Annotated in this window: 13 protein-coding genes; 12 read left to right on the top strand and 1 reads right to left on the bottom strand. The window is 60.1% G+C overall.

Annotated elements, in window-relative coordinates:
* The coding region (locus tag VMA74_RS11245) for a hypothetical protein (protein ID WP_325366958.1) at positions 1 to 1,003 on the top strand (1,003 nt) is incomplete at its 5' end.
* Positions 1,004 to 1,031: 28 nt separating this feature from the next.
* Here VMA74_RS11245 and VMA74_RS11240 read toward each other — a convergent pair.
* On the bottom strand, positions 1,032 to 1,487 hold the full coding sequence (locus tag VMA74_RS11240; protein ID WP_325366956.1) for a hypothetical protein: 456 nt from the start codon (positions 1,485 to 1,487) through the stop codon (positions 1,032 to 1,034).
* Positions 1,488 to 1,879: 392 nt separating this feature from the next.
* Here VMA74_RS11240 and VMA74_RS11235 point away from each other — a divergent pair, with 392 nt between their 5' ends.
* From VMA74_RS11235 to VMA74_RS11185, 11 genes are all read left to right on the top strand, one after another.
* Positions 1,880 to 2,302 carry a hypothetical protein gene (locus VMA74_RS11235; protein WP_325366954.1) on the top strand — a complete coding sequence of 141 codons (423 nt, stop codon included), beginning with the start codon at positions 1,880 to 1,882 and terminating at the stop codon, positions 2,300 to 2,302.
* Between the two features lie 55 nt (positions 2,303 to 2,357).
* Positions 2,358 to 3,269 carry a type IV secretion system protein gene (locus tag VMA74_RS11230; RefSeq protein ID WP_325366952.1) on the top strand — a complete coding sequence of 304 codons (912 nt, stop codon included), beginning with the start codon at positions 2,358 to 2,360 and terminating at the stop codon, positions 3,267 to 3,269.
* A gap of 26 nt (positions 3,270 to 3,295) precedes the next feature.
* On the top strand, positions 3,296 to 4,033 hold the full coding sequence (locus tag VMA74_RS11225; protein WP_414649601.1) for a TrbG/VirB9 family P-type conjugative transfer protein: 738 nt from the start codon (positions 3,296 to 3,298) through the stop codon (positions 4,031 to 4,033).
* Positions 4,030 to 5,187, top strand: coding sequence for a TrbI/VirB10 family protein (locus VMA74_RS11220; protein ID WP_325366950.1), 1,158 nt, complete (start codon positions 4,030 to 4,032; stop codon positions 5,185 to 5,187). Before VMA74_RS11225 ends, VMA74_RS11220 begins: the two co-directional genes overlap by 4 nt.
* A 4-nt stretch (positions 5,188 to 5,191) precedes the next feature.
* The gene (virB11, locus tag VMA74_RS11215) at positions 5,192 to 6,220 is read left to right on the top strand and encodes a P-type DNA transfer ATPase VirB11 (RefSeq protein WP_325366948.1); all 1,029 of its coding nucleotides are present in this window, start codon (positions 5,192 to 5,194) and stop codon (positions 6,218 to 6,220) included.
* Positions 6,221 to 6,244: 24 nt separating this feature from the next.
* The gene (locus VMA74_RS11210) at positions 6,245 to 7,066 is read left to right on the top strand and encodes a lytic transglycosylase domain-containing protein (protein ID WP_325366946.1); all 822 of its coding nucleotides are present in this window, start codon (positions 6,245 to 6,247) and stop codon (positions 7,064 to 7,066) included.
* Positions 7,067 to 7,132: 66 nt separating this feature from the next.
* Entirely contained in the window at positions 7,133 to 7,543 is a 411-nt protein-coding gene (locus VMA74_RS11205; protein WP_325366944.1) for a TrbC/VirB2 family protein, read from the top strand.
* Between the two features lie 3 nt (positions 7,544 to 7,546).
* The gene (locus VMA74_RS11200) at positions 7,547 to 7,852 is read left to right on the top strand and encodes a VirB3 family type IV secretion system protein (RefSeq protein ID WP_325366942.1); all 306 of its coding nucleotides are present in this window, start codon (positions 7,547 to 7,549) and stop codon (positions 7,850 to 7,852) included.
* A gap of 41 nt (positions 7,853 to 7,893) precedes the next feature.
* Positions 7,894 to 10,356 (top strand): VirB4 family type IV secretion/conjugal transfer ATPase, encoded by a 2,463-nt coding sequence (locus VMA74_RS11195; protein WP_325366940.1) that lies wholly within the window; start codon positions 7,894 to 7,896, stop codon positions 10,354 to 10,356.
* 20 nt (positions 10,357 to 10,376) lie between these two features.
* A complete protein-coding gene (locus VMA74_RS11190) occupies positions 10,377 to 11,099 on the top strand; it encodes a hypothetical protein (RefSeq protein WP_325366938.1) in 723 nt (240 codons plus the stop codon).
* Positions 11,100 to 11,179: 80 nt separating this feature from the next.
* Positions 11,180 to 11,522: type IV secretion system protein (locus VMA74_RS11185; protein WP_325366936.1), on the top strand; the 343-nt coding region annotated here is incomplete at its 3' end.

Below are 11,522 nucleotides of genomic sequence, written 5' to 3'. Positions count from 1 at the left end.
ACTTTATTGGATCGTTCCGACAGCTACCCGCCCAGTTGTCCTGATGGTGCTATTTTTCCCCGCGCTTGGACTGACGCTCAAACACGGATGGCGCGCCTCCGTTTTTGGAGGAACGCTTTGTCTTATCAGCATTAGTGTGCTCGTTGAATGGCGACCAGACCCCAACACCCAGCTGATTCAAAGCGTGCTTGCCTTCACTATCACGTGCCTTTATGTCTTTGGCGCGCGCCTTTCCATGCAGATGCGGCTTCTCGAACAACTCCAACGCGAAACCCTGCGAGCACAACAAATAGCCAAAAGGAGCCTGGTGTTCGGCGAACAGCGGCTGCAACAAACTTCTCAAGCCTTGGAGTGCGTAGCGGGCGCGCTTCGCATGGATTATGTCCGTGTCATGCACCGCTTCGTACCAGAAGAAGTGCGCCGCGATTATGGCAAAGACTTTCTGGATGTACAGAAACAGGTCTATCACCTTGCTGAAAGCATCCATCCCAGTGCGTGGCGGGAACGCGGGTTGGCCGCCGCTCTGGAGGAATCCATTGGCAAGGTACTGCGCGAAGCGGGCATCGCCTATTCCTGCGAGACGCCAGGACGCAAGCTTCGATTCCTGAGCGAAGCTTTGCAGGCAACCATCTATCGCATGGCGTGCGAAGCAGCTGCGACGATCAGTGCTTCGCCCGCATGTATCGGCGTCCACCTCACCCTACGCACCGGGACGCGCCATGGCGTTCAACGGGTAGCCTTGTGCATGGATGGCATGCTGGAGGAGTCGCAGGTGGCATACGGCATACTGCAAGCGAAAGAGCGGCAAAGCGTGGCGCCCAAATTGGGCGCCAGCATAAAACCCGATAGCGAACTACAACTATTGGCGCGCTTGTTTCAAGGGAATGCACGTCTGCGCACTATTCCAGCCGGGGTACGTTTCACCGCATTGCTATGCGATGCGCCTCCACAGGATTTGAGTCAGCGTGCTGCCAAGGGTCCTGTTCGCCTGTGGGCTCAATAACAAGATAGCGGCATTCATGCCCCAATGATCACTGGGCAACCCGGTTCATTGTGCACTGCGCCGGGTCACAGGCAACCACGACCATAACGTTTTCACTGCCGTCGTCTTGCGGCGCCGCCGTGACTGTCAAGCCATCGTCCTGATAGACAACCTGCGTCAAATCCGTCGGTGACGGCACCGTCTTGACCGCGACGTTTTGCGCATCGACGCCAATCGGTAACGCGAACGTCACCTCCTTCGCGGTTGCAACGGCTGCACGCACTCTTCCCTGAAGATCGTTGATCTGTATATACGTAATGCCATCACGCTCAAACCGGTACACGTGATAGTGCGCATTGCTGCTGACGTCCGGCGCATTCGGCCATGCTTGTCCAAGGCCAGTGGCGGACACTGCATCCTGCGCAGCGACGACGGTGGACACACCCGTAGCCATCACGGCGACCAGGATGGAGTTACGGAACAGCTTGCTGGAAAGATCAAACATGGCGCGTCCTTTATTTGGGCGTAAGGATTCCCCGCAGCCAGAATGGACCAACCAGCAAATACATCGAAAGATGATTTTTGCGCAAATCTTTGTCCTATTGCTTTGTAAGTCTTTGCCATATTCGGGCCTTTCCCCCGGTAAGCGAGTGCTGGGCCGGGGTGCGTTCCAACATGAAATGTATGTCTTGCCGTGCTTTTCCGATGCGGCATGTTTCAAACGAAAAAGCCGACACGCCGCATCCGGTGGCCATGCGACACCGGCATAGCAAGCCCGTACAAAACGGCTGCTCATTAGCCGACATCTATCAACCACCCCTGCACCGGTATGATTTTTCCTCACTCATGGGGAGTCACAACGCGCAGATGGATTTCGTTTTTTTCAGGAATGAATGCATGCGGGCCGCATTGCTCCTGGCCGCCCTCACGCTTACCGCATGCAGCACGCCAGCCGCCAAGGATTTTGGCGGCCGCTGGCACCCTATCAGCCGCCTTCCCGCTACGACGACGGCGATTCCACTGAATCCGCAATACATCTACTTTGCCGCGCCTACGGACATCACGCTCCGAACCATGTTGGCGCGCTGGGCGCGCGATACCGGCCTGGATTTGTCGTACGCGCTTGCCAATGACTACACCCTGGTGCAGCCGGTCGCGCAGATCCGAACCACCGACCTGCGCAGCGCCGCTGAGCAATTGAACGTCATCTACAGCTCGAACCAGTTGCTGATCAGTGTTACCGACCGGCAGATCCTGGTCCAGCCCGTTGCTGCAACGTCACCACCAGCGGCGCCCGATGCGCCGACACCCCGGCCCTAACGTCACGCCACGGACATAGCGATTACCGAGTCACGATTCTTTTTCAGGTTTACTCATGCCAAGCAGAAAACAAGACAGCGCCAACATCGACAAGTCGGTAGCGGCGGCCGTCAACTTCGAAGTCACCCTTGCCGACATCGCCAAACGCAGCGAACGGCGCGCCTGGCTCGTCGCCATGATCGCCACGGTCGTGGCGCTGATTCTTTTGGGCGGCTATTTCTATCTGCTTCCGCTGAAGGAAAAGGTGCCGTACGTAGTCATGGCGGATGCCTATACCGGCACCAGCTCGGTCGCGCGCCTGACCGGCGATTTTGCGCACCGTCAGATCACCACCAGCGAAGCGATCAACCGCAGCAACGTGGCGCATTTTGTCCTTGCGAGAGAATCCTACGATTGGGGCACCATCAGCCTGCGCGACTGGCCCACCGTACTCACCATGGCCGCGCCCAACGTCGCCGCGGCGTATCGCAGCTGGCTGTCGTCCACCGCCACGGACGGCCCGATTGCCGTTTATGGGAAGAACCAATCGATACGCATCAAGATCCTCAGCATCGTACTCAATGGCGGCGGCCCAGGGCAGACGCCCAAAAGCGCCACCGTGCGATTCCAGCGCCAACTGTTCAACAACAACAGCGGCGCCATCCAGCCGCTGGACAGCAAGATTGCAACCCTGACTTTCACCTACAAGCCGGATTTGCAAATGAACGAGCAGTATCGCGTGGAGAATCCGCTCGGCTTCCAGGTGACGGATTACCGCGTGGACGACGACTACGACACGCGCCCACCGGCTGCCACGCCTGGCGAGGTGCAACCCACCACCCAGCCCATCCCCGTAGCGGACAGCGCGGCTCCCATCCCCGCCGATAGCGCGCCCGCCGCGGCTGCGTCGGCACCGGGCACGGCCACGCAGCCGCCCGCGATCTCTCCCGTGGCCAACCGGGCCCTGCAGGGAGTAGGCGCCCGATGAACATGTCGATCCGAACCATCTTACCGATGCTGTTGTGCATGGCCGGCATGGCCATCGCCATACCCTCAGCCGCCCAGGTGGTGCAGCAGTACGAATACAAACCCGACGCCATCTATCCCGTGCGTACCGGGCTTGGCATCACCACCCAGATCGAGCTCAGCCCGCACGAAAAAATCCTGGATTTCAGCACCGGCTTCAGCAACGGCTGGGACCTCACACGCCGCGAAAACGTGTTCTATCTGCGACCCAAGAACGTCGACGTGGATACCAACATGCTGATCCGCACTGCTACCCATGCCTACATTTTCGAACTGAAGGTAGTGGCGACCGATTGGAAAACGCTCGACCAGGCCAAGCGGGAAGGCGTGCAGTACAAGATCAGCTTCACCTACCCGGCCAACGCCAGCTTCTCCGACCAGGTGAACAAGCTGGATAAAACGCCCGAACTCGACGTGTCGTTGGTCAAGGGCCGCAGCTACAACTTCCGCTACGACTATGCCGCGCGCAACAACAAGGCGCCGTGGCTGATCCCTGTTTACGTGTACGACGATGGCCAGTTCACCTACATCAAGATGAACGAGCTGAAACAGTTTCCTTCCGGCAACTTTCCCGCCGTCTACAAGCGCGGCGCCGCGCACGGAGAGGATGCCCTGGTCAATACCACCATCGAAGGCAACACCATCGTCGTGCACGGGACTTATCCCTATCTGGTTCTTCGTCACGGCGATGACGTCGTCGGCTTAAGAAGGAACGCCCAGCCATGAGCACGAACCATCCCAACGCATCCGACCGCGACCCGCGGGGCGGCAATCCTTACAACGATCGCTACCTGCAGGGCCACGCGCTCGACCCGGATGCCGCCACGCCGGTCTTGAAGTCGTATGACATGGGCCGCCTCAACAAGCGCGCGGTGGTGCTTATCGGCCTGGTCGCCGCCACGCTGGTGCTGCTTGGCCTCGCCATCCTCAAGAACGGCCTGGGCCACAAACCCGAGGTGAAGCCGAAAGCGGAAACCGTCGTCGTGCCCGATGCACCGCATGCGCCGACGCTACCGCCTGCAACGCCCCCCGTGACAACCCAGCCGCAACCTGTCTTGCCACCCGCGCAACCCATTGGCCTCGTCAACAAGCCTGGATCGCCCGGGTTAGCGCAAGCGCAGAAGCCTGTGCGGCAGGGCCAAAGCCTGCTGGAGCGTCGCATGCAAGATGCCGGCGCCACCGGCAGCGCGCCAGGCAGCGACTTGCAGAACCTGGCCAGCCAGCTCGGGGTGCCCGGCAACCCAACACCGCACAGCCTGCCCGATGCGCCCACCAGCGCCCAGCCGCTGACCAATCCGGAAACCCTGATGACACGCGGCACCTATATCCGTTGCGTGCTGGAAACACGCATCATCAGCGACATTCCCGGCTTCACCTCCTGCGTCGTCACCGAACCGGTGTACTCCTTCACCGGTCGCCGCCTGCTGCTGCCCAAGGGCTCCAAGGTGCTCGGGAAATACGACAGCGGGCCGGAAGGCGACCGCATGGCGGTGATCTGGGATCGCATCATCACGCCTACCGGCATCGACGTGAACATGGCAAGCCCCGGCGTGGATGGACTCGGTGGCGCGGGTTACGCCGGACACCTCAATGAGCATTGGGGCAGCCGCATCAGCTCGGCCTTATTGATCAGCCTGCTCAGCGATGCGTTTTCCTACGAGGCCGCCAAGCACGGCCCCAGCACAGCCAGCATTTCCAACGGCGTGGTCGTGCAGACGCCGTTCCAGAGCAACACCGCGCAAACCCTGCAGCAACTGGCGGGCCAGGCGGTGCGCAAGTCGGCCAATCGGCCGGCTACCGTCACCATCAACCAAGGCAGCATCGTCAACATCTACGTCGCCAAGGACGTGGATTTCAGCGGCGTGGTGGCGCGCTTTTAAACCCATGGACGCGACGACAGACATCGCCCAGGTATCCCCGGATTTCCTCCAATACCAATACGAGGTATTGGGCATCCGTGGATTCATGACGTCACCCGGCGTCACGGAAATCTGCATCAACCGCCCTGGCGAACTGTATCTGGAGACGCGTGACGGTTGGCAGCGCGTGGAGGTACCTACGCTTACCTTCGAGCGCGCCCGCCAGTTCTGCACCGCCGTGGTCAACGAAAGCAACACCGGGCAGCGCATCACCGATACCGATCCGATGGTCTCGCTCACCTTTCCCACCGGCCAGCGTGCCCAGTTCGTGATTCCGCCGGCGTGTGCGGCCGATACCGTATCCATCACCATCCGCTTGCCGGCCAAGCACACCCGGACGCTCGATCAGTACCAGCAGGACGGCTTCTTCGACCACGTCCTGGAAGACACCCAGCTACTGTCCGAGCACGACAAGGAACTGTTGCGGCTGCGCGCGCAACGCAACTACGCGGATTTCTTCAAGCAGGCGGTGCTGCACAAGAAAAACATCGTGGTTTCCGGCGCCACCGGCAGCGGCAAGACCACCTTCATGAAATCGCTGGTGCACCACATCCCGGCGGAAGAGCGGCTGGTTACCATCGAGGACGCGCGCGAGTTGTTCATTCCGCAACCCAATGTGGTGCATCTGCTGTACTCCAAGGGCGGGCAAAGCATCAGCAACGTCACCGCCAAAAGTTGCATGGAAGCCTGCCTGCGCATGAAGCCCGACCGCATCATCCTGGCCGAGCTGCGCGGCGATGAATCGTTCTATTTCATCCGCAACTGCGCATCCGGCCATCCCGGCTCCATCACTAGCTGCCACGCCGGCAACACCGAGCAGACCTGGGACCAGCTGGCCTTGATGGTGAAGGCATCCGCCGAGGGCGCGGGGCTGGAATTCGCCACCATCAAGCAACTCCTGAAAATGACCATCGACATCGTCGTGCACATCAAGGCACACGCCGGTCGTCGCCACATCACCGGCATCGATTTCGATCCGGCGCGCAGCCATTGACCTTCCCGCATTGGAGAACACGCCATGCTTCCCGGACTGGAACTGATGACCTGCCCCAACCTGGCCGTATCGCCGGATGTGATGCGCCATCTGGTCAACATCGAATCCAGCCACAACCCGTATGCCATCGGCGTGGTCGACGGCCAGTTGCAACGCCAACCGGAAAACCTGGCCGAAGCCGTCGCCACCGCGCACATGCTGGAAGCGGCGGGCTACAACTATTCGCTCGGTGTGGCGCAGATCAATCGCGCCAATCTCGCCAAATACGGCCTGGACACCTACGAAAAAGCCTTCGACGCCTGCCTCAACCTATCTGCAGGCTCGCACATCCTGGCCGAATGCTATGCCAGCGCCAACCAGGATTGGGGCAAGGCCTTCAGTTGCTACTACTCCGGCAACTTCGTTACCGGCTTCCGCGATGGCTACGTGCAGAAGGTCTACGAGTCCATGGGCCGCAGTCTGCAACGGGTGCAACCAAATGCCATACCGGTGACGAAAACGGACGAACCTGCCGCCATCAACCAGCCCATCGTGCTCAAGGATGGCCCGGCGTATCGCATCGCCCTGCGCAGCGTGGCGCTGGACACTGCCGCCGGCACACTCAGCGCAACGCCACCTCAAGCTTCATCTTCTACCGATGCGTTGGTAGCGACACCCGCAGCAGCGCAACCAGCCACTTCGGATGTCTTCGTGCCAGTCGTACACGGGTCTGGTGATTTGGCTACGCAAACATCAGCGAACACCCACAGTGTTTCAGTTAACAACACGACATCATCTCCTATTGCCAAGTCGGGCGATTCCAGCGATCCGCAACAGATGGTGAAAGACGATGCTTTCGTATTTTGATTTCGTGCATGTCCATCGGCGTCACGCACGTACGCACCACTCCACCCAACGAAAGGAAACCAACCGATGATTTCAGGGAACCACTTCCCCCGCACCAACCTGTCCACTTTGTTCACGTTGGCCGCACTGCTGACATTGCCGGGCATGGCCCTCGCGCAGCAAGGACCCGGCGAACTCGTCGATACCACCTGCGGCTTCTTCAGCAATATCAACACCGTGCTCAACGCTATTTCGATCACGGTGGTCACCATTGCGGTGATCTTTGCCGGTTACAAAGTGGCTTTCAATCACGCACGCATCGCCGAAGTGACACCCGTACTGATCGGCGCCGTTCTCATCGGCGCCGCCAGCCAGATCGCCAAGCTGTTCCTCTCAGGCTCCGCCGGCTCCTCGCAGTGCCAACCCACCAACGGCTTCGTTCCACACGCCGTCGAACACATCGCGGCTCTAGCGAACGCGCTGCAACACTTGGCCTGAGGCATGCGCAAAAACGCCATGTTCCGCGGCTGCACGCGCCCGCCCATGTTCATGGGCGTGCCGTACGTGCCATTCATCCTCGGCGCAGGCAGCTGCCTGCTGTTGTCGATGTACTTCAACTTGCTGTACTTGCTGCTGTTGCCGCCGGTCATCTTCGTCATGCGCCAGATGGCCAAGCGTGACGAAATGATTTTTCGCCTGCTGGGGTTGCGCCTGCAGTTCCGCAGCCGCGCGCGCAACCTCAAGCAGCACGACGGCGAGTGGGTGTTCACGCCCAACAGCTATCGCGGGCACAAGCCCAAGCCCTGACATTACGGCCGCCTTGATGGCGACCCTATCCGATCACATGCATGTTCAACCCTGACGCCCCTATCAGCGACTTCATCCCCTTCTCCACTCACGTGGCACCCCATGTGGTCAAGACCACGGGCGGCGATTTTCTGATCACGTGGCGGATGGAGGGCCTGCCCTTTGTCGGCCGCGAAGAATGGGAGCTGGAACACCGCCACAACAGCTTCAATCGCCTGCTGCAAACCTTGCGCGCCCCGGATTTCGTCAACGTCGCGTTCTGGAGCCACGACGTGCGCCGCCGCTGCCGTGCCGCGTATTCCCCGCGCTTTCGCCAGGCGTTCAACCAGCAGCTATCCGACGGTTATTTCAACAAGCTGCCGCAAGAAACCCTGATGCAGAACGAGCTGTACCTGACGATGATCTATCGGCCCGTCGTCAGCGGAAAGCGCTTCGTCGCCAAGTCGGCCGACCTGGGCCAGCTGGAAGCCGAACAGGCACACGCCGTGGCCAAGGTGATGGAACTGGCCGACAACGTCGAGGCGGCGCTCAAGGATTACGCACCGCGCCGGCTTGGCATGGTCGAAAACGACACCGGCGTGGTCTTCTCCGAAACGCTGGCCTTGTTCGGCTATCTGCTCAACCGCATCAACGATCCCGTGCCGGTGCTCAAGGCGCCTGCCTATGCGTATCTGCCGGTCAGCCGTCATCGCTTTGCCAGCAAGAGCGGGGACTTCATCATCACCACTCCGGAAGGGCGCCATCACTTCGGCGCGCTGCTCAACATCAAGGAGTATCCCGAAAGCACCTATCCCGGCGTGCTCAACCAGCTGAAATATCTGGATTTCGAGTACGTGGTCACGCACTCCTTCAGCCCGATGGGCCGGCACGAAGCGCTCAAGGCGCTGGAGCGCACCAAGGGCATGATGATTTCCTCCGGCGACAAGGCCGTCAGCCAGATCACCGAACTGGATGAGGCGATGGATCAACTCGCCTCCGGCCTGTTCGTGCTGGGCGAGTATCACTTCACCCTCGCCGTCTACGCCCCCGACCAGGACACGCTGGCCCGGCATCTGGCCACCACGCGTGCCGCGCTGTCCAATTCCGGCTTCGTCTCGGTGAAAGAAGACCTCGCCGCAACCGCCGCGTTCTATGCACAATTGCCAGCCAACTGGCGTTACCGCACGCGCCTGGCAAACGTCAGCTCGCTCAATTTCCTGGGGCTGTCGCCGCTGCACAATTTTGCCGGCGGCAAGGCGCACGACAACCCCTGGGGCGACTGCGTAACGGTGCTGCAGGCCAACAACGGCCAGCCCTACTACTTCAATTTCCACGCCACGCATGCGTCGGAAAAGTCCTTTGGCGAAAAGGCGATCGGCAATACGCTGGTGATCGGCAAATCCGGCACCGGCAAGACCGCGCTGATCAACTTCCTGCTCAGCCAGGCGCAGAAGTTCGAGCCCTGCCCCACCATCTTCTTCTTCGACAAGGATCGCGGCGCGGAGATTTTCGTGCGCGCCTGCGGCGGCACCTATTTCGCCATCGAAAACGGCCAGCCTACCGGTTTCAACCCGTTCCAGTGCGACGCCAACCAGGACAACGTCCAGTTCCTGATCGAGCTGGTGAAGATTCTCGGCGGCAAAAGCATATACAGCGCAGGCGAAGAACAGGACATCCATCGCGCCGTCACCAACGTGCTCGATACGCCACCGCACCTGCGCACGCTCACCAATCTACAAAAGAGCCTGCCCAACCTGGGCGAAGACAGCCTGTTCGCCCGCCTGCGCAAATGGACGGCCGGCCACGCCCTGGGCTGGGTCTTCGACAACCCGGTCGACACCATCGATCTAAGCCAGACACCGATGGTCGGCTTCGACTACACCGACCTGCTGGACAACGCGCAGATCCGCGTACCGGTCATCCACTACCTGCTGCACCGCCTGGAAACGCTGATCGACGGCCGCCCGCTGATCTATGTGATGGACGAATTCTGGAAAGTGCTGGAAGGGGACAGTGGCCTGAAGGACTTCGCCAAGAACAAACAGAAAACCATCCGCAAGCAGAACGGTCTGGGCATCTTCGCCACGCAAAGCCCCGAAGACGCCCTATCCAGCGACATCGCCGCGGCACTGATAGAACAAACCGCCACCATGATCCTGCTGCCCAACCCCAACGCCAACCGCGAAGACTATATCGACGGCCTCAAGCTCACCGAAGCCGAATACCAGGAAGTGGTGAACCTGGACGAGCGCTCTCGCCGTTTCCTGGTCAAGCAAGGCCACGCCGCAGCCATTTGCCAGCTGGACTTGAACGGACTCGACGACGCGCTGGCCGTGATTTCCGCCAGCACCGACAACATCCAGATCCTGCATGACTTGCTGCGGGAGCATGCGCAGGCCGCAGGGGTGAAGGTCGATGCGCTGCGGCCGGAGCAATGGCTAATGGCGTTTTATGAGCATCGCAAGGGGCGTGGAAAAACGGTCGCCGCAAGAGCCGGGGCGACATCCGTTACGCGCTCCGCATGAATTACAAAGAGGGATCATCCATGTCTCGTTTTAACCGCTGTCTTCGCCGAACCGGCCTGACCCTTGGCCTCGGACTTGCCACCTCTTCCGCCTGCGCGCAGTGGGCAGTCATCGACCAGGCCAATCTCGCCGCCAACCAGGAAGGCTTCTACAACCAGCTGCAACAAACCATCCAACAATTGCTCACCGAAAAAGCGCAACTTGAGCAGCTAATGTCCAAGATCAGCGGCCTGCACTTCGGCATCAACCTGGGCAATCAATCGCTGCAACCCGTCAGCGACGCCAGCCGCGATCAGCTCATTCAAATGAATTGCCAGGGTGAGTCAGGCGGCATCATCGGCAGCGCCGTGAACGCCTTGACCTCCCTGGCCTCCCAGTCCATCCGCCAGAGCCAGCAGCAAATCTGCGCACAGATCGTGATCGCTCAGGTCGACAAGTACAACATAACCGTGACCATGCTCAACGAGGTGCAGAAATACAACACCGTGTTCGACCAGGTTTCCGACATCATCGACGAGGTTGACACGTTGGCAGACGCCGGCCGTGCCCACACACAGGCACAGACCTACAGCAATGCCCTCACCACCGAGATGGCCAACTGGCGCGCGCAGATGGAAGCCGACGACGCCATCATCCGCACGCTGGAAGATCAGCAAAGCATGTTGGCGCGCGCTGCTTTGAATGGTGGCGGCGGTGGCAGTGTTGCCGGCAGCGCGCTGAACGCCGTGTTTGGCAACTTGTAATCGTGACAGGCAACGTACGACGGCGCTTGCTTCGCAGTGGTCACCCGTAGCCACAAACTGGTCTCCAAGGACACATATTCATGGATTTTGTTCTCTTCGTTGGCCTTTACAAATATCTGAACAACGAGATAAGCGGCTTAACAAGTGCACTCATGGATCGCTCCATGCACTGGGTCGCTGCCATGGCTTATCTGCTTTTCTCGCTGTGGGTCATGTTCACCGGCTACCGCGCCATCACCGGCACCCTGCGCGAACCGCTGATGGCCGTGGCCGTCAACATGGCCAAGATGGCGCTCATCGTCACCACCGCCTGTTCCATGAACTTCTTCAGCACTGACTTGCGCCAATTCATCAACAACGATTTGGGCCGGGGCATCAACGAGCTCGTCACCGGTAAATCCGACGATATCGCCGCGTCCATCG

Source organism: Dyella sp. (genome assembly GCF_035508675.1).
Lineage (GTDB): Bacteria > Pseudomonadota > Gammaproteobacteria > Xanthomonadales > Rhodanobacteraceae > Dyella_B.
This window is presented reverse-complemented; position numbering and strand designations above follow the sequence as displayed.